Origin of the sequence: Streptomyces sp. NPDC002742 (assembly GCF_042888885.1) — a bacterium.
GTDB lineage: Bacteria > Actinomycetota > Actinomycetes > Streptomycetales > Streptomycetaceae > Streptomyces.
In genome coordinates, this window is the sequence record NZ_JBIAQF010000007.1 from 282069 (window position 1) to 308520 (window position 26452).

Annotated in this window: 20 protein-coding genes and 1 pseudogene; 10 read left to right on the top strand and 11 right to left on the bottom strand. The window is 68.4% G+C overall.

All coding sequences use genetic code 11. The features are described 5' to 3' along the window. Nucleotides 1-21: 21 nt before the first annotated feature. Together ACFYW8_RS15035 and ACFYW8_RS15040 are read right to left on the bottom strand one after the other, a co-directional pair. On the bottom strand, nucleotides 22-228 hold the full coding sequence (locus ACFYW8_RS15035) for a hypothetical protein (protein ID WP_365874681.1): 207 nt from the start codon (nucleotides 226-228) through the stop codon (nucleotides 22-24). Further along, nucleotides 225-1241 (bottom strand): hypothetical protein, encoded by a 1017-nt coding sequence (locus ACFYW8_RS15040; protein ID WP_389073420.1) that lies wholly within the window; start codon nucleotides 1239-1241, stop codon nucleotides 225-227. The genes ACFYW8_RS15035 and ACFYW8_RS15040 overlap by 4 nt, the downstream gene beginning before the upstream one ends. Nucleotides 1242-1526: 285 nt before the next feature. Between ACFYW8_RS15040 and ACFYW8_RS15045 the strand changes: the two genes are divergently transcribed. The 3 genes from ACFYW8_RS15045 (at nucleotide 1527) to ACFYW8_RS15055 (ending at nucleotide 4013) form a co-directional block, all read left to right on the top strand. Further along, entirely contained in the window at nucleotides 1527-2345 is an 819-nt protein-coding gene (locus ACFYW8_RS15045; RefSeq protein WP_389073423.1) for a BTAD domain-containing putative transcriptional regulator, read from the top strand. Nucleotides 2346-2599: 254 nt separating this feature from the next. Then, nucleotides 2600-3640: a glycoside hydrolase family 25 protein gene (locus tag ACFYW8_RS15050; RefSeq protein ID WP_389073428.1), complete on the top strand. Its 1041-nt coding sequence runs from the start codon at nucleotides 2600-2602 to the stop codon at nucleotides 3638-3640. Nucleotides 3641-3716: 76 nt separating this feature from the next. Further along, a complete protein-coding gene (locus ACFYW8_RS15055) occupies nucleotides 3717-4013 on the top strand; it encodes a hypothetical protein (protein ID WP_389073432.1) in 297 nt (98 codons plus the stop codon). Between the two features lie 28 nt (nucleotides 4014-4041). Here ACFYW8_RS15055 and ACFYW8_RS15060 read toward each other — a convergent pair whose 3' ends face one another. The 6 genes from ACFYW8_RS15060 to ACFYW8_RS15085 all read right to left on the bottom strand — a co-directional run bounded on the left by ACFYW8_RS15060 (nucleotide 4042) and on the right by ACFYW8_RS15085 (nucleotide 18648). After that, nucleotides 4042-6201 carry a DEAD/DEAH box helicase gene (locus ACFYW8_RS15060; RefSeq protein WP_389073437.1) on the bottom strand — a complete coding sequence of 720 codons (2160 nt, stop codon included), beginning with the start codon at nucleotides 6199-6201 and terminating at the stop codon, nucleotides 4042-4044. Nucleotides 6202-6927: 726 nt separating this feature from the next. Then, nucleotides 6928-7248 (bottom strand): hypothetical protein, encoded by a 321-nt coding sequence (locus tag ACFYW8_RS15065; protein ID WP_389073441.1) that lies wholly within the window; start codon nucleotides 7246-7248, stop codon nucleotides 6928-6930. A gap of 23 nt (nucleotides 7249-7271) precedes the next feature. Then, on the bottom strand, nucleotides 7272-7850 hold the full coding sequence (locus ACFYW8_RS15070) for a hypothetical protein (protein ID WP_389073445.1): 579 nt from the start codon (nucleotides 7848-7850) through the stop codon (nucleotides 7272-7274). A 19-nt stretch (nucleotides 7851-7869) separates the two neighbouring features. Further along, nucleotides 7870-8289, bottom strand: a complete 420-nt coding sequence (locus ACFYW8_RS15075) for a hypothetical protein (RefSeq protein WP_389073449.1) — start codon at nucleotides 8287-8289, stop codon at nucleotides 7870-7872. A 123-nt stretch (nucleotides 8290-8412) separates the two neighbouring features. After that, entirely contained in the window at nucleotides 8413-14904 is a 6492-nt protein-coding gene (locus ACFYW8_RS15080; protein ID WP_389074000.1) for an RHS repeat-associated core domain-containing protein, read from the bottom strand. Between the two features lie 150 nt (nucleotides 14905-15054). Further along, nucleotides 15055-18648: a LamG-like jellyroll fold domain-containing protein gene (locus ACFYW8_RS15085; RefSeq protein WP_389074005.1), complete on the bottom strand. Its 3594-nt coding sequence runs from the start codon at nucleotides 18646-18648 to the stop codon at nucleotides 15055-15057. 651 nt (nucleotides 18649-19299) lie between these two features. On the opposite strand from ACFYW8_RS15085, the pseudogene ACFYW8_RS15090 reads away from it, so the two are divergent. Then, nucleotides 19300-20334: pseudogene (locus ACFYW8_RS15090) on the top strand (IS701 family transposase); the annotation flags it as partial. A gap of 124 nt (nucleotides 20335-20458) precedes the next feature. On the opposite strand, the gene ACFYW8_RS15095 reads toward ACFYW8_RS15090, so the two are convergent. Together ACFYW8_RS15095 and ACFYW8_RS15100 are read right to left on the bottom strand one after the other, a co-directional pair. Next, nucleotides 20459-20788 carry a hypothetical protein gene (locus tag ACFYW8_RS15095; RefSeq protein WP_389073454.1) on the bottom strand — a complete coding sequence of 110 codons (330 nt, stop codon included), beginning with the start codon at nucleotides 20786-20788 and terminating at the stop codon, nucleotides 20459-20461. 408 nt (nucleotides 20789-21196) lie between these two features. Then, a complete protein-coding gene (locus ACFYW8_RS15100; RefSeq protein WP_389073458.1) occupies nucleotides 21197-21892 on the bottom strand; it encodes a DUF5753 domain-containing protein in 696 nt (231 codons plus the stop codon). Nucleotides 21893-22011: 119 nt separating this feature from the next. On the opposite strand from ACFYW8_RS15100, the gene ACFYW8_RS15105 reads away from it, so the two are divergent. The 6 genes from ACFYW8_RS15105 to ACFYW8_RS15130 all read left to right on the top strand — a co-directional run bounded on the left by ACFYW8_RS15105 (nucleotide 22012) and on the right by ACFYW8_RS15130 (nucleotide 24989). Next, a complete protein-coding gene (locus tag ACFYW8_RS15105; RefSeq protein ID WP_389073463.1) occupies nucleotides 22012-22203 on the top strand; it encodes a hypothetical protein in 192 nt (63 codons plus the stop codon). 152 nt (nucleotides 22204-22355) lie between these two features. Beyond that, nucleotides 22356-22694, top strand: coding sequence for an Lsr2 family protein (locus ACFYW8_RS15110; protein WP_389073467.1), 339 nt, complete (start codon nucleotides 22356-22358; stop codon nucleotides 22692-22694). A gap of 24 nt (nucleotides 22695-22718) precedes the next feature. Then, on the top strand, nucleotides 22719-23009 hold the full coding sequence (locus ACFYW8_RS15115) for a hypothetical protein (protein WP_389073472.1): 291 nt from the start codon (nucleotides 22719-22721) through the stop codon (nucleotides 23007-23009). 639 nt (nucleotides 23010-23648) lie between these two features. After that, nucleotides 23649-24191: a hypothetical protein gene (locus tag ACFYW8_RS15120; RefSeq protein WP_101400446.1), complete on the top strand. Its 543-nt coding sequence runs from the start codon at nucleotides 23649-23651 to the stop codon at nucleotides 24189-24191. A 272-nt stretch (nucleotides 24192-24463) separates the two neighbouring features. Then, a complete protein-coding gene (locus ACFYW8_RS15125) occupies nucleotides 24464-24733 on the top strand; it encodes a type II toxin-antitoxin system Phd/YefM family antitoxin (RefSeq protein WP_389073479.1) in 270 nt (89 codons plus the stop codon). Continuing rightward, nucleotides 24726-24989 (top strand): type II toxin-antitoxin system RelE/ParE family toxin, encoded by a 264-nt coding sequence (locus tag ACFYW8_RS15130; protein ID WP_356781123.1) that lies wholly within the window; start codon nucleotides 24726-24728, stop codon nucleotides 24987-24989. Before ACFYW8_RS15125 ends, ACFYW8_RS15130 begins: the two co-directional genes overlap by 8 nt. Nucleotides 24990-25190: 201 nt before the next feature. On the opposite strand, the gene ACFYW8_RS15135 is transcribed toward ACFYW8_RS15130, so the two are convergent. Further along, nucleotides 25191-26399, bottom strand: coding sequence for a tyrosine-type recombinase/integrase (locus tag ACFYW8_RS15135; protein WP_389073484.1), 1209 nt, complete (start codon nucleotides 26397-26399; stop codon nucleotides 25191-25193). Between the last annotated feature and the right edge of the window lie 53 nt (nucleotides 26400-26452).

Here is a 26452-nt window from a genome sequence, read left to right on the forward strand (position 1 = left end):
CAGGGTTCTCCTTCCTTGCTCTCAGTCGCGCTTGCGGGGGCGGCGGGCCGGTTTGCCGGCGAGGGTGTGCGCGACCAGGACGCCGGTGCGGCACAGGAACCGGACCTGGCCGAGATCGAGGTCCTCGGCGTCGCAGGGCACCTGGCCGAGCGGTCCGACGACCACCACGCCGGAGCTCAGGTGCAGTTCGACCGGTCGGCTGCGGGTGTTGGCGAGGGCCGTGCTCATACGGTCTCCAAGAGGTCTGCGGTGACGGCCAGTTCGTCGACCGGGCGGACCGGCGGGACGGCCGGCGGGGTGCGCCGGACGCTCACGCGGTAGGTGAGGGCGGGGGCTTCGGTCAGAAAGCCGCCGATCCGGTTCGGACCGGGGATCCACACGAGACGGGTCGGCAGCCGCTCGCCGTCGGCGACCAGCTCGTCCACGGGGGACAGCCGGTCCAGCACCGCTTCGAGCAGGGCCGCCTGGTCGCCGCGGGTGGCGGCGACCGGTGTGACGGCGTAGTCGATGTCGTACGGGTCGCCGGGAACCGCCTGCCGCGAACCGGCGGTGGTGAAATCACGGGGGACGACGGCGTCCACCACCCGGTCGTACGCGTAGCGCACGTCGAACTGGACGACGTCGAGTGCCGGTGCCACCGGCGACGGCTCACCGGCCGCGCGTACGGTCACGGGTACCGCGGTGCCCCCGATCTCGATGCCGGCCAGGCGCATGGCGAGGGCGCGGTCGGCGTCGGCGAACGGCCGCGGCGAGACCGCGATCACGTCGTCGAGGTAGGCGGTGAATCCCGTACCGCCGAGGCAGCGCAACTGCATCTCGGTGAGGGCGCCGGCCGCGGTGAGGTCGTCGAGGCTGAGCCGCACGGTCTCCCAGCGGCCCACGGCCCTCACCGGCAGCAGGCGGTGCCAGGTGTTCGCCGGGTCGTCGACAGCGGTCGCCGCCGATCCGAGCCGCAGTTCGAGGAAGAAGGGGGCACCGCCGTAGCCCGCCGGGCGATCGGCCCGGACCGACAGCCGCAGTTCGGTGAACCCGCTCAGGTCCACCGGTGCGAGGGCGCGCCGCAGGCGGTGCCCTTCGGCGAGCGGCGTCGCGGAGATCCTCGCGCTGCGCCGGTCGGGACCGTAGCCGAGCACGACCGTCTCGTCGGCGATGGTGACCTCGGTGGACGGCGTGGAGCCGTCGGGCTCCACGGCCTCCCACCGGGCCGCGTCACCCATGGGTTCGATGACCCGGGCGGTCATTGCCTGCATCCGTGCTGTCGCATGCCGCCGACTGTGCGGGGTCGCCCGTCACCGCGCCGTCACGGCCATGTCACCGGGCCCGGGCACCGGCCCCGACCTGCGTCCCTTCCCCTCCCCCACCGTGCGGTCGGCGGCCGGGGGTGTGCGGGGTCCGGTTCGCTGAGCGGAACACCACGTGACAGACCGCCTCCGGCCTTTCACTCTGGCCACCCGGGCATATGCGAGCCGCCTGGGAACACAGGCCGCTCAACCGGCGGCCTCGACACGGGGGAACGGGAACGATCGATGGCCTGGAACGAATCACCCACGAAACCGCGAAGAGACCACCTGACAGGGCCGGGACAGCCGGCGACGGCCAGACTGCGGCTGTTCGACGCCTTCCGGCTGGAGAGCGCGAACGGGAGCATCACGGTCCCGGCGAACGAACAGCGACTGCTGGCCTACCTCGGCCTGCACAAGCACGCGACGCGTTCGGTCGTCGCCGGGACCCTGTGGCCCGACGTCACCGAGGAACACGCGCACGGCAGCCTGCGCACGGCGCTGTGGCGGCTGCGCCGGGCGAGGCATCGGACCGTCCGCACCGACGGCGACACGCTGTACCTGGCGGACGGCGTGTCCGTGGACGTCGACGACCTCACCCGGGCGGCCCTGCGCCTGACCGGCCCCGCGCACGAGGCGGGTGACGCGACGCCCCCGCCGGGCCTCCTGGAGGGCGGCGAACTGCTGCCGGGATGGGACGAGGAGTGGATCTCCTTCGAGCGGGAGCGGCTGCGCCAACTCCGCCTGCACGCGCTCGAATCGCTGAGCGAACGGCTCATCGGACGCGGCTGCTACGCCCTCGCGCTGGAGGCCGCCCTCAAGTGCGTCGCGATCGAACCCCTCCGGGAGAGCGCGCACTGCGCGCTGGTGGCCGTGCACCTTGCCGAGAACAACGTCGTGGAGGCCATCCGGCACTACGAGGCGTTCCGGCGGCTGCTCCGCGAGGAACTGGGACTCGAACCCTCGGCACGGTTCGCCGGCATGTTCCCGTACCGGGCCAAGGACGGCAGGCGAACGCCGGCACCGCTGCTCTCCGCGCCCGGGACGCACGACCGCCCGAGCTGACGGAGCGGTGCCGGAAGGGGAGTTGACGCCGCGGTGACGTCACGGTCACGGGGTGCCTGTCAGCGTCGGGGGACCGGTCGCCGGCGGTCGTCCCGCCGGGGCACGCGGGGTCCCGTCCGGCGAGCGGAAGGCAGCGCGGGCGGAAAGCAGCCGAGCGGCGGCAACACCCGCGCCGGGAGACCGCCGCGGGACGAGCACGTCACACGCATCCCGTACATGTACATGACCGGCAACAGGAAAGGGGGCGGCCCGCCATGGCCACCTGCCGCGGAATCGATCTCTCCGTCTTTCAGGGAGCCCAGGACTGGAAGGCCCGCAAGGCGGAAGGCGTGGTCTTCGCCTTCGCCAAGGCCAGCGAGGGCCGGCACACCCACGACGAGCGTTTCGCCCTGCACATCAAGGGCGTCGTCGAGGCCGGCCTCGTACCCGGCGCCTACCACTTCGGCTGGCCCAACCAGGACGTCGCCGCGGAGGCTGCGAACTACATCGCCGCCGTCGGACCGCACGCGGGCCGGGGCTTCGTGCACTGGCTCGACCTGGAACGCAGGTCCGACGGCGCGAACTACGCGGGCGTCACGGCGGCCGGGATCCACACCTACGCCACCGCCTGGATCGCCAAGGTGCAAGCCGCGTTCCCCGGCCAGCGGGTCGGCATCTACACCTCGGCGAGCGACCTGGCCGCCGGCCACGCGCCCACCGCCGTCCCGCTCTGGTATCCCGCCTATCCCTGGTCCGGGGCGGCGGCCTACGCACAGGCCGAGGCGCACGCGAAGCCCAGCCCGTCCGGCAGGTCGCCGCTGTTCTGGCAGTTCACCTCGACCCCCCTCGACCGATCCATCTGCTACCTGAGCGAGCCCGCGCTGCGCGCGTGGGCCGCCGGAACGGAGACAGACATGGCACTCACCACCGACGACATCAACAAGGTCGCGGCGGCGGTCGCCGCGAAGCTCATCGCCGGCGGCGGTGTGCTGGAGCCGCAGGACGTCACGAACGTGGCGTCCGCCGCGGCGAAGGCGGTCCTGACCATGGACGGGGTGATCGCGGCCCCCGCCGACGCCCCGGACGTGAAGACCAATCCGTACTGGGCCCTGGAGTCCTACGTCAAGGACACCAACGCCCGCGTGCGCCTCGTGCAGGCGACCGAGGCGGCCCACAGCGCCGCCATCGCTCAACTCGCGGGCACGATCGCGGCGTTCGACCGGACCATCGACGCCGCCGCCCTGGTCGCCTCGATCACCGCGGCGATCGATACGGCCCTGCGCAAGGTCGTCGTCCACCTCGACCCCACGCCCTGAATCCCGCGTCTTGAACCCCGCGCTCTGAACCCCGCTCCCTGAATCCCGTATCCCGACCAGTGAGACAGGAAATCCCGTGAACCTCTTCGCCAGTTTCATGCGCACGGTCGTACCGATCGTCGCGGGGCTCGTACTGACCCTGCTGGTCCACATCGGCGTCGACTTCGGCTCGGCCTCGGTGGCGAGCGCGGTCACCGCGCTCCTCACCGGCCTGTACTACACGGTGTTCCGGCTCCTCGAAAGCCTCGCCACGAAGATCCGCTCCCGCCCGCTCGCGGCCGTCGCCGGAGTCCTCCTCGGCTGGGCGACCCCGCCCGACTACCCGAACACGACGCGTCCGGCGCTGCACACCGCAGCCCGGCAGAGTCCCTGACCCGGGACCGGCGCCCCGGCGCCCCGGCTCACCCGGTCATGCCCAGACGCACCTGTTCCTCCTCGACGATCCGGCGTGCCAGCTCGGTGTCCGACACGTCGACCGCGTCCGGCGTGGCTTCGGCCATGGCGCTGCGACGGGCGTAGGCGTCGAAGAGGCGTGTCTTGTCCTCCAGCATCCTCACCAAGCGTTCGTCCACTCCCCCGGTGGCGAGGAGCCGGTGCACCCGAACCGGCCTGACCTGGCCCATACGGTGGGCCCGGGCCACCGCCTGGTGTTCGGCGGTCGGCTTGATCTGGGGCTCGCAGATGACGACGACGGAAGCGGCCTGCATGTTGAGGCCGATGCCCGCCGCCTGGATCTGCGCCAGGAGCACCGCGGGACCCTGGACGCCGGCGAAGTCGTCGACGGTCTGCTGCCGCCGCCCGGCCGGGACACTTCCCGTGAGCGGACCGAACAGTGGAGTGCCGTCGGTGGTTCCCGCCGCGAGCGCTTCCTTCACCACGCTCAGTACGTCCTTGAAACTGGAGAAGACCACCGTCTTCTGCCCGTTCTCGCCGGCCTCCTGGACGATCTCCCGGAGCCGGTCCAGCTTGGCCGACTTCTCGGGGCGCATGTACGCCGCCCTGCGCATCGCCATGAAGTTGCCCGCGCGCACGGCTTCGCCGTACGCCTCCTCGTCCGACGCGCTCAGCTCCTCCCACTCGTCGGTCTGCTGGAGACTGGGGAGTTCCGTCAGCACGTCCTCCTGGTTGCGCCTCAGGTAGACCGGGGCCACGGCCTTGCGGAAGGCGACCGATCCGGCCGACGCGTCCCGTTCGCCCAGGGAGTCCGCGAGGTCGCCGTCGAGCATCCGGACCAGGTCGCGGAACTCCACGACCCTGTTCTCCATCGGGGTCCCGGTCATGAACAGGGTGCGCCCGCAACGCTCCGCCCACAGGGCGACCGCCTGGGACCGCTTGGCCTTCGGGTTCTTCACGAAGTGCGCTTCGTCGACCACGAGCAGTCCGACCTCCCCGCCGCCCGGCGCGGGAAAGCCGCGCAGCGCGTCGAACGTGGTCACCGCGACCCCGCCCCGCCCCTTCCAGTCGGCGAACGCGTAGTGCCGGTGGGGGCCGTGGAGCACCGTGACCCGCAAGGCACTGCGGGCCTCGATCTCGCGTGTCCAGTTCACGAGGACGCTCGCCGGGCAGACGACCATGAAGTGCCTTTGTCCCTCGCCGGCCAGGTGCGCCAGCACGGCGATCGCCTGGATGGTCTTCCCGAGGCCCATCTCGTCGCCGAGTATCACCTTGCGCTGCGCAAGCGCGAACCGCGCGCCGAACGCCTGGTAACCGCGCAGTGAGACCCGCCGGTGCCCGTCGTCGAGGTGTTGGGTCCGTACCCGCTCGGCAACCTCGTCCGGCAGGAAGCCCTCGGCCGCGGCCGAGTCCGGCAGCCGCCGTGAGATCTCGGCGAGCAGGCCGTAGTACTCGGCTGAACGGAGTTCGAAGTCCACCCAGGCCGCGATGTCGGACGCAGGCCCTCGGAGCAGGTCCACCGATGCCTGGGCGAGCAGTCCGGGCAGGCCCGCCCGCTCCGCCTCGTCCACCAGCGACCGGATCTCGTCGACCGCGGCCAACGCGCGAGCCTTCTTCTCCTGGCTCGCCAGAAGCATCCGGAACCGCCCGGCGGCGGGCCTGGCGTCGGCGAGCAACGGACCGAGCCGTTCGGACAGGACGGCGGCCTTGTCGACCGCGCGCCGGGCGTCCGGGCCGGCCTCCACCAGTACGTGCAAAGTCATGACGAGCGCGGTGGTGCTCGGTTCCGGCCGGTCCACGTCGATGTGGACGGCCACGGTCTCGTGCACGGCCTCGGAGAGCCGGCGGGCGGCGGCGAGCATCTGGTCGACGGTGCGCTGTCCCACCCCCGGAATCTGCCGCAGCCGGTAGGAACCCGCTTCGAGAACACTGCCGACTGTGCGCAGCGTGCTCTTCTCGACGTTCCCCAGCCGCAACCGCCCTTCGGTGACGTCCTGCAGCCGGGCGACGGGGATCGCGTCGAGCTCCCGCTTCACCGCCGCGTCGTGGATCGGCTTCAGTGCCGCCCGTACCGCTTCGACCGCCCTTCCGTGGTCACCGGCCACTGCCCGCGACGCCTCGTACAGCCGCGTTCCCCCTGCGACCGTGTCCCGCTCGCCACGCCCCACGCTTCCCGCCCCTCCTCGCCGTCTCGGCATCCTCCCACCGCGCGCACGGGGCACCGTCAGACGCTCGCGGTGCCCGCGGATCGATCCGGACCCCGGCGGAGAGCTGTTCCCACTCGAAGGCTCACGACCGCGAGCAGCATCGCCATCATGAGCGGTAGCGGGACGTACTGGGTCAGTCTGCCGGGCGGGCCCGACGGTCAGGACGACAAGCGCGCCGTGAGCCGTAGCCGACGTCGGCCAGGAAGCCACTGCCGCCGACAGCCGCACCCCACACGGCCCACCTGCCGCAACGTCCTTGACCTGCATCATATTTGGGAGTGTTTGAGGCCCCGGCCCCCGGCCTGCTCCTCGCGGGACCGTCGGGAAGTCTGATCCGCGCCGACCACTACGTCGATGCCGGTTGCGTCCCCGTTGTGATGCCCAAGGACCTGACCGGGAGCGGCTTCAGCACGGTTGACATCAGACGCGTCAGCGAACGACAGGCCATGGAGCTGGAGCGCTTTCGCCTCCGAAACGACACGGCCGGGACCTCCGGGCCTGTCGCCTCGCCCAGGTCTGCGGCCGGATCGAAAGCGACCGCCTTCGGCGGCGACGCTCCGGGAACGACCGGCGGCACGGAACGGAGGACCAGCGGTCAGTAGTGATAGCGGGCCGCGAGGATCACGATCTCCTTGTCCTTGATCCAGGACGTGTAGTCCTCCTGGCCCTGGTCCTCGAAGACAAGCCTCACGCAGCACCCTCAGCAGGATTCGCCGCATCCGGATCGATCAGCTCGCGCTCCGACACGTTGATGTTTGCCCAAGGCGTTCTCGTACGCCTTGAGCAGTCGCCGTGCTTGGAGACGATCTCGATGGCCTCGTGATCGTCGTTGACCTTCTTGATCAGCGGAAAGAGGGCCTTGCGGACTTCGCTCGCGGTTGTGGACATGAGCCGACCTTCGCGCTCCTTGCGGTAGAGCTTGCTCAACCCCGCGACCAGATGCCGCCCGGCCTGCGCGGACAGGGCTTTCGGCAGGCGCAGGGCCCCGGTCGACGTCATCGAGTGCACGCGGGCTCGTGATCGCTCAAGGATCACGCGAGCTTGACGACGATCCCGATGTAGAGGGAAACGGAGATCGTCAGCGAGAGAAAGGCGGTCACGGTGTGGACTGTGCGATGCCATCCTTCCCCGAGACCGAGATGAGCGCGGGCGGCCGCGGTGACGTGCGGGCCGCCCCGCGCTTCACCGCCCGCGCTGTGCAGGGCGCGTACCAGAGCCCGTTGGCTCTTGGCCGAGGTGAGGCCGAGGCGCACACCGTCGCTGTCGCGCACCACGACTGCGCGAGAGGGACCGTTGTAGCTGAAGGTGGTGAGCAGCCGGACATCTTCGATGCGCTTGAGATCCACCGACCGCTCACCGATCAGCGTCCGGGCGGTCACGCGGGACATCGAACAGCGGACCAGACTGGTTTCCCGGCACAGCTCCGATATCAGCAGGAAACCGGCGGGTCCGCCGATCAGGGCGCAGATCACCGACGCACCGCCCGGAATCAGACCCGCCAGCGCCATCAGCCGCGCCACGAAAGGCGAAAGGATGAGGAAGACGGCCGCGGAGGCCGCGATCCGCGCGCGTAAACGGGCCGCAGCCGGGGCTGTCTCGGTGGAGTTCACGGGCACAGCGTAGAGCGGGTCAGGTCCTGGTCCGCCGTGAGCCCCCTGCCCGCTTCGCCCGGTGGGCCGCCAGCACCCCGAGGTCGGAGCGCATGTGCGGCGGTACGACGAACTTGGGGGCGTTGAACAGGACGACACTCACTTCGCACAGCAAGCAGAGAAGCACCGTGACCAGCGCCACGGCGAAGAGGGCGATCAGGGGGCCGGACAAGTCGACGTCCAGGAGGCCCAGGAAGAACAGGACCGTGACCCCCCAGAGGGAGACGACGGTGAGGGCGAGGGATCGTACCTCTCCTCGCTTGACCTCCGTGCCGAACGGCATGAAGGAAAAGGTCGCCATGAAGTGCTCGACCAGGTCGGCGTTGCCCCACAGTTGGGTGACCTTCCAGGTCATGAACGCGGACCCGGTCACGAAGAAGAGTCCGATGAAGTAATACATTGCGCGGTCCTTCCATGAGTCGCTGATACTCGGCTCCCTGCCGGGAGGGAGCCGCCGGGCGGGCTCGGAGGTAGGTCCTCGTCCTCCGAGCCCGCCCGGCGCCTGCTCACTCCGGTCCAGCGGTCAGTCGAAGAAGCCCTTGAACCTACCCCAGTTGTTCTTCATGGCGTTGTTGATCGGGCCCGATGCCATGACGCCGAAGAGGGCTCCCGCACCCGCCCCGATGATTCCGCCGACGAGCGTGCCCCCACCGGGCCCCCCGAGGAAGGTCCCGATCGTCCCTCCGATCGTGGCGCCCAGCTTGGTGCTCCCCAGGACCACGGCCGTGTCGACCGTGGTCTCGGCTGCCGTCAGGGGGACGTCACCGCCGGTGCCCTGGTAGTTGGAATAGGCGGTGAACGCGATACCGCCCACCAGCAACCCCTTGCCGGCGACCCCCATCCACTTGCTGCTCCCGATGGCTCCTATGCGCGCGAGACCGGGCCTGTCCCGCATCGCTTGCAGGATCTGGGAGGACTGCCTGGTGGACCGCATCGCGGCCTTGGCACCGGTGGTCATCTGGCCCGCCTGGGTGAAGGCCGACTGGAGGTACGAGCCCGAGGTCATGAGTCCGTTGCCCGTGTTGCAGACGAAGTTCTGCACCTTCGACGAGATCGAGCAGTTGGCCGAGAAGGTCCACACCGGAACCGGGTCGGGGCCCATGAGCAGCGGCGGCTGGGAGGGCGGCCCGTATACCGGACCGCTGCAGGCCGCCATCGGAGGCGCACCGCAGGTGGGCGGGCCGTAGACCCCGCCACCGCCCGTGCCGCCACCGCCGTTGCCACCGCCACCGCCGCCACCGCCACCGCCACCGCCGTTACTGTTGCCGCCGCCACCGCCGTATTCCGGGCACTGCGGATTGGTCAGGCTGGGGCAGGGTGCCGGCTGGTTCCCACCGGTGCTGATGGGGACGCCGTTGCGGCACGGGATGGAGCCGTCCCTGCATTCGGGGACGCCTTCACCGGTCGGGTCGGCGAACGTGGCGGGATTGTTGTTGGAGTAGGAGTACCCGTTCAGGGACTGACCCTGATCCTCGCTGAGTTTCGGGTCGACGCTGATGAACTGGCCGATCTTGGGATCGTACTCCCGTGCCTCGACGTGCGTGAGGCCCGTGTTGGCGTCGTTGGTCTTGCCCAGGAAGCCCTTGTCGTTCGGCCAGGCGCCGCCGGTGGTCGCGTTGCGGTCCGCGCCGAACACCGTCATCCGGCGCTTGGTGACCGTCTGGGCGCTGTCCGCGGACACCGCCAGGTTCTGGGTCCCCTGATCGTCTCCGGCGAGATAGCTGAGCTTGTTGGTCCCGGACTCGTTGCTCCGGATCGCGAGGGTCATGCTGCCCGAGGAGTAGGTGCGCTGGGCCCAGGTGCTGCCGTTCGCCCTCACATGGAGTTCGGTGTTGCCCGTGTACAGGACGCGTTCGCCGCCTTCCGTGCTCCGGATCAGGAGCTTGCCGTCGGCGTCGTAGACGTAGTCGGTCTTCTTGCCGTTCTCGGTGAGCTGGGAGAGCCGCCCCTCCGGCGACCAGACCAGGTCCTGCTTGGCCGTCGGGCCGGGCCGGGAGGTGGTGTTGCCCGAGGTGTCGTAGCCGTACGCGGTGTCGGGCGCGGTGCAGTTCGCCGTCTTGCTGGTGCCCGACAGGACGTGCGGCCTTCCCTCCTTGTAGCAGTACGTGTTCGTGGTGTCGCCGGTCGTCTTGTGCTGGATCTCGGCGGTGCGCTGCCCGCCCTGGTTGTACTGGTAGTCGGTCCAGTAGGGCGCGGGGCCGGAGAGGCTCGACGCGCTGGGCGCGTCGGAGCACTTCTGCGAGGAGGGCGTCCAGGCGCTCTTCAGCCGGCGGTTGCCGTCGTAGCCGAGGCACTGCGTCTCGGCCGCGCTCGTGCCCCCGACGGTGGTCGGGTCGGAGATGGACGTGATGTTGCCGGACTGGTCGAAGGTGTAGTTGAGGTCCATCAGCATGTACGGGTGGGTCTGGTCCGTGACATGCGTGTCGGTGAGCCGGTCGGTGCCCTCCTCGAAGGTGTTGGTGACATAGACCTTCTTGGCGGCTTCGGTGTTCTCCGTGCCCAGCGTGTACTGCTGGGCGAGACCGAGGGCCGAGTAGTCGGCAGCCAGCAGATAACCCGTGCTGCCGGTGATCGAGGTGACCTGGCCGAGCGGGGTGTAGCCGTAGTCGATGCTCTCGGCCGCCAGCCCGCCCAGCGCGGGCTCCTGGTTGTTGCCGAGCGTGCCGTCGAGGCGGTACGCGCTGGAGAACGAGATCGTGGTCGGCGCGCCCGCGGCGACCAGCGGATCGCCGGAAGGCAGCGTGAGGGTGGTGGCCGTCGGACGGTCGAGGGTGTCGTAGCCGGTGACCGTCTTGGTGTACGCCTTCCCGGCCCTGCCGCCCACGAAGCGGGTGTTGGAGGTCGGCTGGCCCTTGAGCACGGTGTCGTAGACGTACTCGGTGAGCTGGTGGGCGTCGTCCTTGACGCCGTCCCAGGTGCCGGTCGTCCGCCCGAGCTCGTCGTACCCGGTCAGGACGCTCTTGCCCCGCGAGTCCGTGCTCCTGATGACCCGGTCGAGGTCGTCGTAGGCCATCGTGGACGTGCCCTTGTCGGGGTCACCGACACTGGTCTGCCGGCCGAGGAGATCGAACCCGTAGGTCCACTGGGCTCCGTCGGGGCCGGTGATGCCGCTCTCCTTGTCGTCCAGCGTGTGCTGGTACTTCGTGGCGCTGTAGGCGGCTCCGACACCGCCGCCGAACTGGCTGTCGGCCGGGTCCGGCCCCGCGTACTCGCGCTTCTCCACGTCCCGTCCCCGTGCGTCGGTGAGGGTCCGGATCGCGGTGCCGCCCTGCTGACCGGTGACCGCGGTCGAATCGCCGGTGTACGAGGTGGTGGTGGTCCACTTCTCCACGCCGTAGACGAGGAGTTCGCTGGACGTGAGGCGCTCGGCCCCGTCGTAGACCGACTCGGTCTGCTTGGGCGCCTCGCCGTACTCGGCCCTGGTGTAGGTCGGGTTCGGCGCGGAAGTGGTGTCGAAGATCTGCTCGAACTTCTCGTAGGCCAGGCCCCGGGTGTCGTAGCGGGTGTCGGTGAGGATCCGGCCGCCCTTGGGGCTGGGCGACTGCTCCTGGAGGGGGCGCAGCAGCGAGTCGTAGAGGGTGTAGGTGGTGTTGTACGTTTCGCCGTCCGCCTTGAGCGATGCGGAGGACACCCAGGACTGCTTGGCGGCGCTGAGGTCGTAGCCGAACTTCTGTGTCGGGCTGTAGCCGCCGGCCCGGTTGCGGTTGGGCCGCCACACGTCGGTCAGCCGGCCGAGGGCGTCGTACGCGAGCTCGGTCTTCTTCAGATTCGCGTCGTAGATCCGCAGGTCGAGGCCGCGGCGCGGGTCGATGAAGGAAGTGGTGGCCTGCGTCTTGGGGTTGGTGACGACCTTCTTGGTCAGCGGGCCCGCCGCGGTCGGCGTGTAGGCGGTGGTGGTGGTCTTCTCCAGCGCGTCCGTCACGGAGGTGACGCGTCCGAGGGTGTCGTAGCCGGTGCTCTCGACCTTCTGCCAGCTCGGAACGGTGGAGCTGTAGCTCTTGGCCCTGCCCGTCCAGGTCTTCAGGCCCTTCGTCGGCTTCATGGTCGTGGACCAGGTGGCGCCGTCGTAGGCGGTGGCGGTGTCGGACAGCACATCGCCTCGGGTGTCCGAGGAGGTGGGCAGGTTCAGGCCGGTGTCGGCCACCGAGCAGGGCTTCGCGACCACGCGCTCACGGGAGACCTGGCTGATCAGGCCGAGGCTGTCGTCGCGTGCGTACCAGGTGCGGGTGCAGGTCTCGTCGCCGGTCTTGGCGTCGTCTCCGCTGTCGTCGGCCTGGTAGACCATGCCGTAGCTGTCGTAGCTCTTCTGGATCGTGCGGGAGCGCCAGATGCCCGGCACCGTGAGATAGGTGTGGGTGATCTCCTTCTTGGGCTGCACGAAGTAGGCGACGGTGTCCCCGGCTCCGGGCACCGCCTGCCGGGCGGTCTCCACCGACAAGGGCTCACTCGAGGTGGCGCTGACGGCGGTGGACCCGCTGTAGGTGACCTTCTCCCGCAGATGGCCGGCGTACGGATCGCCGTCCTTCAGCGTGGCGAGGCCCAGGTCGGGTGCGGGGAGCGGGACGAGGTTCACCGAACGGGTGGTGCCGTCCTTCAGTCTGGCGCCGTCCATGCCCTGCATGTACTGGGAGACCGTCTTCGAGCGGGTGGTGTTCAGCGCGCCCTTGTACTCGGTGACCTCGCGGTAGCCGCGCCAGTCGGACCAGGTCCGCTCGTCCTTCGGCACGAAGGGGTCGTCGCTGTAGTTCCACGCGGCGCCGCTGTAGCTGTAGGCGTGCTCGACGGATTCGTTCTGGCCCGCCGGGTCGGACACCGTGACGGCGAGGACCCGGTACTTCTGGAACCAGTCCACGGACGCGTCCGCGGCGCCGTTGATATGCCAGTACAGGGGGTAGCAGGAGCGGGTGTTGGTGTCCTCGGCGGCGCCGAGCACCTCACCGCGCGCGCACTCCGGGGAGGACAGGGTCACCGTGGTGATCGCGCCGGTCTCCGAGGTGACGGTCGAGACGCGCGGGCGGGTCAGCGGCAGGATGTCGTCGGTGCCGTCCACCCGGTTGGGACGCATCTGATAGGTGAACGCGACCGGGTTCATCGCGATGTCGTCGCCGGCCTTGCCGGTCCGCTTGATGGACTTCAGGGTGAGCACCTGGTCGGAGGTGTCGCCGATGTCCCCGCCGTCCAGGTACTGCTGCTCCAGCGCCCAGGAGTCCACCGGGTCGTAGGCGCTCGTCGAGGCGTTCCAGGACGAGGTGTCGATGGAGGTCATCCGCTTGCGGGAGAAGAACGAAGGGCCCAGGGCCAGACAGTCCTTGTCGCCGCTGGAGCAGATCGCGTCGAAGGGGACGTCCGGCCATTTGTCGGCGGTGTCCTCGGTCAGCGAGGAGCAGTCGTCGGCCGTGCACCGCTCGGCGTATCCGAAGGCGACCTTGGCGTCGGCGTCGTCCGTGAAGAGCGCGCCCTTGCGCAGCCCGTACTTGATCTCCTTCAGGTAACCGCCGCGTGTGTAGGCGGCGTTGGCGGACGACGCCTTGTTCTTCTTGTAGTAGTCGCCTTCCTTGGCGTACCAGTAGGTGGCCGCGTTCCCGGAGGTGTCCTCCACGTAGTCGAGGTTCCAGCGCCAGGCCTGGTCCAGCGACCGGTCCGCGAACTCGGTGCCGCCGGAGTAGCCGGGCTCGCCCTCGTCGTCGCCGAAGACCGGCACGGTCCAGGTGGAATTGGTGCGCTCGGTGGTGGCGCCGTCGAGCTTGTCGAGGCCGAAGACGTACTTGGTGCCGTCGCCGGTGACGACGGTCCAGTACTCGCCGTTGTCGTCCCCGTTGTCGGCGCCGGTGGAGCGGGTCACCGTGGAGGCGTCGTCGTTCTCCAGCCGCCACTTGCCGGTCGTCCCGTCCTTGACCAGCCGGGACGACGAGCCGTTGAGGACCAGCCGGGCGTTGTCGTACTTCCAGCACTCGTCGTGGACGCCGTCGTGGCCGTCGTCGTCGCAGCTGCCGTAGGCGCGCTCGATGTAGGACTCGCTGAGCGCGAAGCCCTCACCGACCGAGGTCCCCTGGTTGTTGGTGGTCGCGTTCTGGCCGTCGACACTCCCCGAGCTGTACGCGAGGGAGAGCTGCGGGGCGGGTCCGGCGGCCGCCGGCGGCACACTGAAGTCGTACTTCCAGGTGAAGGAGCCGGAGCTGCCGCCCGCCTCCCAGGACGACGACGGGGACAGGGGGGTGGCCGAGTAGTCGCCATGGCCGTTGGGGGCCTGGCCCGTGCCCGTTCCGGTGGCGGTGAGGGCGAGGACGGTCGCCGTCGTGGCGACGGTGGCGGCCGCACCCTGGGTGCGGCTCGCGGGAAGGTCGAGCGGCGCGGTGACCGTCTGCTCGCCGGTGCTGTTGCGGGAGGGCAGCGGCGTCTGCTTGCGGCACTCGGCCTTCTCGGGGGTGGTCAGTGCGCAGCCGGGCAGCCGGACCAGCCGCAGTCGCTGCGCCCAGCCGCCGCCGATCGCACCGGCCAGGTCCCGGTAGTCCACGGAGACTTCCGCACGCCCGGCCGCGTCGGCCTCGGCCTTGAACAGCACACCGGTGACACCGGCGGCGTCAGCGGCGGCGGTGTCCAGAACCGATAACCGCATCCGGGTCCCGGCCGGGGCGGCGGCCTTGCCGCCCGTGGCGCGGACCGTGAGCGGCAGCCCGCCGGGCGCCGCCGAGACGGGAGCCGAGCCGTTCATCCGGACGGTCGAGGAGCCCTTCTTGGGCCAGGCGGAACGCTGCTCCTTCAGCGCCCGGGCGGCCTGCCTCGTGTTCGTCCTCCGGTCCTCGGCGACCCGGGCCCGCGCCTTCTTGGCTCCCAGGCCCTCGACCCGCTTGACCTTGCTGACCCGCTGCTCCGGCAGCTCGGGCCGGCCGAGGCCGCCGCCCGCCGCGTGCGCGACCGGCGCCAGCCCGACCGGGACGGAGATGGCCAGCGACACCACGGCGACCGTGGAACGGACGCGGTGTCTCCGTATCCCGTCCCGGACGGAACGCACCATACTCATTGATCTTGATCTGACTCTGCGCCAGGACATGCCTGTCCTTCCCCACTTGCGTAATTGAGGGACCGGATCACCCGACGGGGGCCGGCCATGTGCTTGTGAGCCAAGGGGCGGGCCGCGGCGAACGCCGCGGCCCACCCTGGATTCTCAGTCCCCGATGACGGTGTCGATCTGGTCCGAGCTCGCGACCGCGCCGGCGAACAGGCGCACCTCGCCGATGCGAGCAGGCAGGTAGTGGCCCCATGCGGAGTCCACGTATCCCTTGCCGACGGCGAAGGTTCCCGAACCGATGACCGCGGTGAACGCCTTCGCGTCACCGTTCTGGTTGTGTCCCAGATAGAGGCTGATGGCCCCGGACAGCGGATCGTAGGCACCGGTCAGCCGCACCGGGCTGTCGACCGCGGCCACCTCGTCGGAGACCACGGAGCTGAAGGTGCCGTCCTTGTTGAGGGTGCCGAAGTGCCACTTGCCGACCGGGACCGTGTGCTCCTCGAGGGTGACGTCGTCGAGCACGGTGTCCTTGCCGGTCAGCTCATACCAGAAGCCCCAGGACACCCCGTCGGAGTTCTGCTGGCCTAGCACCCCGCCGGTGTAGCCGATGTCCTTCGTCGCCAGCTTGGCGCCGTCCAGGGCCACGGTCGTGGTCACCGTGTACGCGCCACTGCCGTCCACCAGCGGCCCGTTGACCGTGGCGGCGGCGTCGACACCGTCGAGGACGATGTCGCCGTCGGTCAGGGCGGCCCCGCCCTCCAGCGTCATGCTCTTGCCGTAGCCGGAGGTGGTGTCGGGGATCGCGGTGCCGCTGCCCTGGGCTCCCTCCCAGTCGCCGACGAGCTCCAGACCCGCGTAGCTCTCGGAGGTCAGCAGCCGTGATTCGTCGCCCACCTCCTTGGGCGTCAGGGCGCGCTGCCACACGGCGACTTCGTCGATGGAGCCCTTGAAGCTGTCCCCGTAGCTGTCCCCGTACATCACCCGGCCGATCTCCATGTTGCCGTCGGCCGACCAGGGTGTGCCGGCGTCCGTCGAGGCCACCTGCTTGCCGTTCACATACAGGTAGACCTTCTTGGCGGTCGCGTCGTACACGCCCGCCACATGGGTCCAGACGCCCTTCGGCGACGCGAACGGCGCTTCGGCCCCCCGTGAGAAGGCGCCTTCCGTGGAGAAGACCCGCACGCTCCACTTGCCGCCGTAGGAGATGACGAACGGACTGTACTTCTGGGTCCACGGGCTGGACGTGGACGGAGTCTGGCTGAGGACCGACACCGTCTTCGTCGAGGACGGGTCCACCCAGACCCAGGCCGAGACCGTGTACGAGGACCGGGTCTCCAGGACCGGTCCCGTCGTGGACGCGGAGCCGGTGCTGCCGTCGAGGGTCAGCCCCTTGTCTGTGACCGGGGTGTCCAGCGGCTGCCCGGTGGCGTCATGGGTGATCAGGCCCCGGCGTCCGCGGTCGTCGCGCGCCGCCCCGGTGGCGGAGAGCGTCGCGGGGTGCCGGGTCGTGCCCGCCGTGGCGGTGTCGGCCGCCGCCCCGCCGGCCTCGTCGAAGTGGTACCGGGCCACCGGTCCGATGCCGGCGGCGACCAGGAAGTCCACCCCGCTCCACGCCCCGTAGCGGCCGACATTGTCCTTCGCCCGTACGAACAGCGTGTAGGTGCCGGACGCGTCGGGGGTGATGGACACCGACGGGCTCGCGCCGCTCGCGGTGGGCCAGGTGCTCCAGTTGGACAGGGTGTACTGGTACGAGACGTTGTTGGTGTCACCGGAAGCCGGGGCGAAGGTCCAGGTGCCCTTGACGCCGGGACCGCCGGCCGCCGCACAGGCGTTGGCGGTGCAGCTGCTGTACGGGCTGCCGAAGGTGATCTTGGGCGCCTTCGGCGCGGTCGGGTCGACCTTGAAGTAGCACCAGCCGGTCGTCGAGGCGTTCGAGGGACCGGCGAGATAGCTCTTGCCGCTGTCGTAGTACGAGCGCACCCAGGCCCGGTATCGGTACAACTTGCCCTCGGTCAGCGTCGACCAGGACAGCGACTGCTTCACCCCGTCCCCGACGTAGCCGGTGGAGGGCCGCTCGTCGCCGTTGCCCGGGGACGTGTCGGCCCAGGTGCCGTCGGTGTTCTTCTGGTCGAGGTCGAAGGCGACCCGCAGCTGGGCGCCGCTCTCACCGCCCGACTTGGTCTGCGGGGTGGCCGTCAGCGAGGGCGTCGGGTCCGAGACGACCGCCGGGTCGGACTCGGTCCTCGCGCACACCGTGCCGGTGCCGGTCACCAGTCCGATCGAGGTCGGGGTGTCGGGCAGCCCGACGAAGTCCACGGCCAGCACCGCGTCGTTGCGGAAGCGCTTCCAGGCGGCGGTGTCGGACTCGTCGTGTGCCCGGATCTCCAGGGTCAGCCGGGAGAACTTGCCCGCGGCGAAGTCCTTCACCGTCGGTGTCAGGTTCTCGTTCGTCTCCTCCGGATTGTCGTTGAACTCGATCGGGGCGTCCGGGGAGTCCGGGTCGCACAGCGAGCCGCGGCCCGCCGAGACATTCCGGTCCCCCATCCAGTCCAGCTCCTTGGGCCGCGAGGACCAGGTGGTGGACGAGGAGATGTTGTTCGTCCGTACGAGGTCGACCCAGCGCGGGTCGCACTGGAAGGCCCAGGGCTCGGTGACCCGGAACGTCGCGTCCAGGACCTGCTTGCCCTTCAGGCTGCTCGGCGAGAACTCGAAGTACAGCCGCTGGGTGTAGCCGGGCCCGCAGTAGTACCCGCCCCAGGAGGAGCAGTGTCCGGCGCCCTTGCCGAGGCCGTCGTCACTGTTGCCCCAGGCGTAGTCCTCGTAGCCGTCGCTGCGCAGCAGGGTGCGCTCCGACTCTCCCCAGGTCACGGTCGGGTCGATGAAGAGCGGGAAGTCCGCCGCTGGGGTGGTGGTGAGCAGGGAGGCATCCGGCACCACCGAGACGGCGTTCCTGGAGACCCGCACCTGCATCAGGGCGACCTTGTCACCCTGGCCGGGCTCGAGGCCGGAGCCCGAGGGGGCCGCCTCCGCCGGGTCGGCAGGTACCGGTACCTGCGCGGAGTCCGCGAGCCGCTGGGCCGCGCGGTGCTCGGCGGCGACGGCACGGCCCGCCGAGTTCCACATCTGCGCCGTGGGCGCGCGGAACACGGTCTGGCCGGCCTCATCGACTGCAGCCAGCGCGCCGGACGGGGTCCTGCGGACCGTCAGCCCGGTGCTGTGCATGCCGAAGTCGAGCTGCTTCAGTGCCTTGTTGGCCGCCGCCTCGGGCGTCTTGACGACCAGGACATGCTGGAAACCCTCGACGGTGGCGGTCACCTTCAGGTCCACATCCGGGAACACATCGGCGTACAGCGCACTCGACCCGTTGAGCTGGGGCTCGGGGAGTTTCCCGGGCCAGTCGAGGGAGAGCGACCTGCCGTGCTCGCTGATCGAGACGAGCGGGTCGCTGCTGCCACCGCCGGAGAAGTTCATGCGTACCGCGGCGGCCTTCGGGCCCACCGACCCGTCCGCGCGCCGTAACAGGGTCGCGTCGGGCTGCTGCCATCCTCCGCCCGGCTTCGCCACCCGTACCGGAATTGCGGATTCCTCCAGGGTTAACGTATATCCGTCGGGATTGGCGAAGACCGTCGTGCGCTCCGTGCGCTCGCTGACCACCTCCACCCGGCGGCCGGACTCCTTCGCCTCGGCCAGCGCCCGCTGCCCTGCGGAGGGGCTGGCGGCCGGTTCCGCCGCGGCCGCCTGGGCAGTCATGGAGGGCAGCGCGGTCAGTAAGGCCGTCGCCGTGGCGACCACTGCAGCCAGTAGACCCCGTACTGATCCCGTAGCCGTGCGTCTGACGCGATGTCCATGTCTCAACTTCCCCACCCCAGCATCGCTTGTTAATCACTTAAGCGCACCATCTATATGGAGAGTGGAAGTTTTTGCACTAGTTACTTCAATATTTCGTCGAATCTTGACGCGGAAAGTTGCAACAACATTCCGAATAGGACCGCTTCCTCCGCTTACGCACGCGCGCACGTCGGACGCCCCCGGACAGAGGGAGGCAGCCCTGCGCGGAAGTCCATCGGCACGTCGTCGGCGGGCCTCACGATCTCGGCGACCAGACACTGCCGGCACGGCTGAGCGTGGGGCTGAGCGGGCGGTCCCGCCTGGGCGGGCCGGACCGGGTCCGGTCGACCTCGGCCTTGCACTCGACCTGGACGATCGCGGTCCGCCGGGCGCACTCGCCCCAGGAGCATCCTGAAGTTTTTGAAATCACGCCCGAATTTCACCAGTTCATACTGATCGGCATTTATGGGCAATCCATGGTGAGCCGGGCGATCGAAGCAAGAATTTCAGCGGTCTCCTAGTAGGACTCCGTTACGTCTTCCTCTCGGTCCTGTTTGGGGGCATGTTGGGGGTATGGACGCACATGAAGTGGGACGCGCCCGGGTGAAGTTGGGGTTATTCGTGGCCGATGCATTCGCGTCGGTGCCGCGCAAGGACCAGCGGGCGAAGGGTGACTGCCATCTGCGGGGGCTGATGCTCGACGGGCGGCGCAAGTCCATCCAGGCCATGGCGGAGCGGCTGCCGGACGGCAACGAGCAGAACCTGCAGCAGTTCGTGAACCAGTCGACCTGGGATCCGGTGCCGATGCGGCGGCGGATCGCCGAGCGGATGGTTGCGCAGATCGGCCCGGATGCGTGGGCGGTCGACGACGTGTCGTTCCCCAAGGACGGGAGGATGTCGGTAGCAGTCGCCCCTCAGTACTGCGGGGCCTTGGGCAAGCAGGCCAACTGCCAGGTCGCGGTGAGCGTCCACGCGGTCTCCGACACGGCGTCCTGTCCGCTGCAGTGGCGGTTGTTCGTGCCGGAGGAATGGGCGCATGATGCCGGGCGGCGCGAGAAGACCGGCATGCCGCCGGAGGTAGGGCACCGGGAGAAGTGGCGCCTGGCCCTGGACACCCTCGACGAGCTGGCCGGGTGGGGCATGATTCCGCCTGTGGTCGTGGCCGACGCCGGCTACGGACAGAACGCCGACTTCAGGGCCGGCCTGAGCGAGCGTGCCCTCGACTACGCGGTGGCGGTCCGCTCCGACATGACCGTCCACCCGCACGAGGCACAGCCCTCCGTCCCGCCGTGGTCTGGCACCGGCCGCAGGCCGCAGCCCCGCTACCGGGACAAGCCCTCCCCTCTGGCCGCGCTCGCGGCCGTCCACGGGCGGCGGGCATGTAAAGAGATCACCTGGCGCCAGGGCTCCCGCGGGCCGATGCGCTCGCACTTCCTGGTCGTGCGGGTGCGACCCGCCGGCGTCAGGGCCCGCCACTTGGCCCGGACCGCCGCCGTCGCGAAGGAAGGCTGCTGGGACGGCGTCCTGCCCGAGGTGACGCTGCTGACCGAATGGCCCGCCGGAGCCGGGGCCCCCACCGACTACTGGCTGTCCAGCCTGCCCGCCACCAGCCCCTCCCCGCCAGAACACGCCTGACACCAAGAGCCAGACAGATCTAACGGAGTCCTACTAGTACTCCAGCAGGATTTTGCTGTCTGACCTGCGGGTTTCGCTGGCGAGAGCGCAGTCGGCTTCAGGCCGGCGTGGAGCCGCCCCGGGAATAAGACTGAACAGTCTGAGTCCCGTATCTGGTCGTCCTCTGGTACCCGGACACCTCGTGCCTACAAGGGGATTGGCGTTTCTGGTCCTCGGCTACGGGCTCGGAGAACGGCTCGAAGTCCTCGCTGTCCTCGGTGTCGTCCTGCCCCCCGTCGAGGCTGGTGAGCACAGCGGCCAGGCCCACGACGCCGACGACGCCGAGCGTCGTCTTCCAGTGCTTCCGGCACCAGTTCTTCGCGGTCTCAGCGAAGGAGGTGGGGTCACCGTCCTCGGGGGTGGGCTCGCTGAGCGTGGATGCATTCACCCGCACAGATCTACCGGACCCATCCCTCACCTGTCAGACAATCACCCGACATCGCCCAATCAAGTTCAGTGATCGTTCCGTACCACCAGGGCGAAGGACGTACAGAGGCGCCGGAAGCCGCCGTGCCCGGTCCGGCCGGTATGGCTCATGCACTCGACATCGACGGCGCCCCGTCCGTCGACGGGGTGGCCTGCCAGCCACACTCGTATGTCAGACACTCGGCCTCGAAGGTTACGTCGGTGTCCGGGTAGGGTCCCGGACCGGAACGGCCAGGTGCGCCGGTTCGCCTTGAGTTGTCTGGGTCACGCTCATTCCGTAATGGCCTCCCCGCGGCTTCCTGTCCTGCTCTATGCATGATCCCGTGAGACACGTCAACCTCTCCGATTTATGCACGTGTTGGACTTAAGATCATGAACGGTAGGCGTTCGACCATTCCGAGAGCTTCCCTCGGACTTCCCCTCCGAAGAGGGCCAGTTCCTCATAGGCCGCGAACTCTTCGAGGTAGGCCCGTACGTCTCCAGGGTCCCTGAACACCATTGCTTCGGTGGACAGTTCAGCCGTGACCAGGCGGTCGTCATAGACAGTGAAGGTGTTCAACGGGTTACCCGGCATTCGCATGTTCAGCGGGATCACCCCAAGGCGAACATTCGGCAGACGGGTAAGTGATGCGAGCCGGTCAAGCTGTACGGCCATGGCGTCCGGTGGCAGAAACAGGGATCGTGCTGCCTGTTCGGTGAGAATGAAGGTGAACCTCCTCGAACGGTCGTAGAGGACTTCCTGTCGCTCCAACTTCTCCACTATGGCCCGACTGTGGCCACCGGGCACGTGGGCGAGACTAGCCCTGATGTATTCCGGGGTGGACAGTAGGCCGGTAATCATGGAGAGCAGGAAGAAGCGGAACTCTGTTGAGGCACCTTCTAGGCCAGCCAGCTCGAATTGCTTTGTGTGCAACCCTTTGCGGCCTCTCTTACCTCTCAGATTCACCGGGCTCCACTCGACGCCCCTGAGATCGAGCCGGTGAAGGAAGAGCCTGCGGAGCAGCCCTCGGTACGAGGTGCCGGCCAACTTCCTGGAGCTGGCCCCAGAGGGGGACACCGAGGCCACTAGGCGTTACTGGAAGCACCGGTACGACGAGTACAGGCGTACGGGGAAGTGACATAATCTCAATAGCTCAGAGAGTTGGGAGACTCGCTTTGTCGCTAAACCTGATAAGCCCGGTCGACGTGAGTCCTTCCGCCAGCATGGCGGAGTTCGCGTTCTTCAAGTGCCGCGCGTGCGGTGCTGAGCCGATGGTTCTCGCCGAGAACGAGCGGGGCCAGTTCTTCCACTACCGGCATGACGACCCCGAGGGACTGGACCCACACACCGACGCCATACCCCTCGGGTATGTCGACGGGGTCCTGACGAGGTTCTGAGTAAGCAGCACGGCCCTGGGGTAGTCAAAGTGCCCAGGGCCGCTCTCGCATCTTATGGCACAGCAGTACGTACCGGTGTTCGATGAAGTGTCGGGCGCCTCTCCTTTGTGATTTCATACACTTCCCGCGGACGAAGGAGGCAGAATCTAAATATGGCTCAGCAGACAGTTGTAATCCTCACCGACGACCTCACCGGCGGAGACGCCGACGAGACGATGACGTTCGGGCTCGACGGCAAGACCTTCGAGATCGACCTGAACGACAAGAACGCGGCGAAGCTGAGGAAACTCCTCGCCCCGTACGTCGAGGCGGGCCGCAAACTGAGCGGGAAGGCTTCTGGCGGTGCCCGTGGGCGAGGCGGCCCCGCCAAGACCAACGGTGAAGACACCGTCGCTATCCGGGCATGGGCCCGGGAGAACGGTTACGACGTCAACGACCGCGGCCGCGTCCCCGCAACCATCCGCGAGGCGTACCACAAGGCCAACGGCTGAGAACGAGTCCAGATGGGGGGCGAGATGGGAAATCTCGGCGCGTATGAGGCATTTTCAACTGCGGCAAAGAAGGCGGGCGGCGTTGACGCCCTCCTCGACCTCATCAAGAAGGCCGCGTTCGACAAGGGTGCCTCAGCGGGATTCGCGAAGGGTGCCGCAGTGGGGGCTGTAGGCGGTGGGTTGGTCGTTAGTGGAGTTGTCGCCGTGACCACCCGTGTCCGAAGTGCGCAGAAGGCTCGTGAGGTGAGAGCCGAAGAGGCGGAAGAGCAGTTGAAGGACCTGGTTCGAGAGTCCACGGATCTGAAGGACTCCTGATCTGAAGGACTGCTGAAACAAAGAAACGCCCCCAAGTCGAAGCCGGGGGCAGTTCCATATCCCACCGACCCCGGACAAAGCGTCCGGGGTCATTCATTTGCCACCTCGTGCCGGGCCCCGTCTTCACGAGGACCCCTCTCCTTGTTCACATCTCAAACGCATGTCCTCACGCAGCCACGACACCACGCTCGGGGCCAGGCGGGAGATCTCCCTATCGCTGAGGAACAGACGCTCGGGCAGCCGCTCAAGGATGCTGCGGGCCTCACGGGCCATCTGCTGAGTGATCTTGTCGAGGAAGGCACTCTCCTCCGAGTCCCCAGACGGCTCCTGTGCCGCTTCCTCGGCAGGCTCCTGGGGACCAACTCGTTCATGGCGGCGGAAACGGAGCGCCGCCCATCGGGGACGAGATCCGTGATCCTCTCGACCGTTGCGCCTGAACCATCAGGGAGGGAGAGGAGGCGAACCAGGAGGCCGACCGCTTCGAGGCTCAGGGAGCCATGCCGGGCGATGGCGTCAGAGACTTGCACGTAGGCAGAAGCCTGCCGCGTACGATGGACGCGCATAGCTGAAGCTGACCCTTCAGTTATGTCAGCGCCCGATTGCCCCCGGGCGCATGCCCTCAGGGCTTAGGTTCCACCCATGACCGCACCAGACGATCTACTCCTTCGGATCGAGCAGGAGCCTTCCCTTGCTGCCGCGCTCGCCTGGCCTGGAGATTTCGACGTCGAACGCCGGGACCCCATTGAGGACCTTGCCCTTCCCACCGGTATCCCCCTACACCCGATAGCCGGCTGCGGCGCCGGCGGCACGTACTTCCTGTGCGGGGAAGCCGGGGCCGAGGAGAGGCCCGTCCTGTACGCCGACTCGGAGGGCCAAGCCACACTGATCGGCGCCGACCTCGTCGAGGCCATCACTTTCATCGTGGTGCTGCCCTGTTGGCGCGACCTGGCGAAGGGCTTCGCGATCAGCGAGCTCGGCTCGGACCTTCGGGCCGACCACCCGGACTTCGACGCCGAGCGCGACCGCCTTCTGCACGCCCTCGGGCTTGCCTCCATCTCCGAGGAGGAGGCTGCCGCTCGCCTGCTGGCGGTGGCTGCACGGACGGCCCCGGACTACGTGCCGCGCGTGCCGGACGACGATTACCTGCCTTACGAGCCTCTGTTTCCGAGCGGCCCTGCATAGCGAAGCCACCGCTTGACGTCAGTACCGGGCGATGAACTGTCGCCGGTCCGTGCCCAGGAGGTCCTCCAGCGCCTGGACGCCAGCCGGCGGTAACGGTGGCTCGCATTCTGGATCTGTGGTTACGAGGCTGTACCTGGCGAAACCCGCAGCCTCGACGTAGTCGAGGTCCCGGCCGCTCTCGCTATGTCCCCGCATACTGCCACCGCTGCCCCCGGCACCGGCCGGGGCCCGCCGACATTGTGTACACATGGCACACTCGGTACCCTTGAAGCATGACTCAGCCGCTGCCCATAGAGTCCATCCGCGACGTACGCGCTCACTTGGCCGAAGTCGTCGAACGGGCCGACCGTGACGACGTGCCCACTGTCATCACCCGTCGCGGCAAGCAGGTCGCCGCCGTGGTCTCGATCGACGTGCTGCGCAAGTACCAGGAGTGGGAGGAGCGCGAGATCAACCGCATCATCGACGAGCGCATGGCGAGCCCGGCCGTCGGCGTCACGATCGAGGACGTGATGAGGGAGACGCTGGCACGCAGTGAGTGACTACCGCACGGTGTTCCGGCCCGAGGCCCAGGCCGAGCTGCGCAAGGTCCCGCGTGACATGGCGCTTCGCATCCTGGCCAAACTGACAGAGCTGGAGAGCGATCCCTTCGGCTTCAACACCACACCACTCGTATCCCAGCCTGAGCGCCGCCGCCTTCGGGTCGGCGACTACCGTGTCGTCTACACGATCGACAACGGGGAGCTGGTGGTGTGGGTCGTACACGTCGGACACCGCTCCAAGGTCTACGACACGTAGCTGCTCCAGGTTCTGCGGACAGCTGCGGACTACACAACGGCCTGACCTGCTTTCTCGCAGGTCAGGCCGTTTGTCCACGTCCAATCAGACGTTGAAGCGGAACTTTCAACGAGGGCCATGCTGCCCAGTGTTCCCAAGGGCTCTGCCTCCTCTTGGGGCCCCAAGTCACCACCCAGTCACCACCGTTCGCTGAATCGCCGCTCAGGCGGCTGGCGCCAGGGATACCGGCGAAGTAGGACGAAGCGCACTCTGGATCACGTCCCGGCATCGGTCCCAAGCCTCGGGGACGATGTGACCGTACGTGTTCGCCGTGACGTTGATGGACCTGTGCCCGAGCCACCGGGAGACCTCCAGAAGGCTGACGCCGTTCGCCAGAGCGGTCGAGGCAAAGAAGTGCCGCAGTGAGTGCGGGGTGAACCGTGCCTCGCCCCGGCCGTCCACCAGGCCAGCCTCCTTGCACGCCTTCTTGAAGTGGTAGCCGTAGGTCGACGCCGTGGGCATGGTGCCCTTGCCCCGCTCGCGGGGCGAGAAGAGCACTTCCAAGCCGTCCACCTCGACCGTCCCCCACCGCTCCAGGTGAGCGTCAATCTCCTCTTCCAGGAAGGGGGCCGTGGGCACGTCCCTGTACTCCTCGGCGGTGCGGTGCTTCAGGGGCACCAGTCGGGTCACGCAGTCTCCGCGGTTGGCCTTGGCGCTGACCTGGCGACGCAGCCGCAGAAAGCCTTCACGCTGACAGTCTCTGGAGAAGCCCAGGGCCTCACTGATCCGGAGGCCGGCACCGGCCATCAACCAAATGGTGAGCCGGTACTGAGGCGAGATTGCATCTGCCAGAGCGTTCACCTCAGCCAGGGTCGGAATCTCGTCCTGGTCCACTGCGACCGTCCCAGTCTTGAGCGGGGGCACGTCATCGCAGGGGTTGAACGGGATACGTCGTTCTTTCACGGCTGCCGACGTCATGGAGCGGAGGACGTTCATGCGGTCGTTGACCGTGGCGGCCGCAAGGCCACCCTTCACCATCTCGGCCTGAAGCGTCTTGACGTCCGCAGACGTGAGGCCAGCTATCGTCTTTCGCCCAAGGTTCGGCACCAGGTGGTTGGTAATGAACCCTTGATAGTTCCGGCGCGTAGATTCGTGAACGATGTGTCGAGAGAGCCATTCCTCAGCCCAGACACGGACAGGGACCTTCCCTCGGTCCGGGTCCACGTAGACGCCCTGATTCTTGTCACTTTCCGTCTTGGCCGCGAATATCTCGGCCTCACGCTTGAGCTTGAACGAGCGTTCCCGCTTCCTTCCCTGTCTACCTCCAGGCTCTCGATATGAAACAGTCCAGGAGTGACCGCACCGCGTCTTCTCGCACGGGAAATCTCTGCTTTGCGTATCGGTCTTGCACTTCTGGAAAATGCTCGCCACGGTCCGTGGTCCCCTCTGCCGACGAACAGCGAAGGAAGATTCCTTCGCTGCAT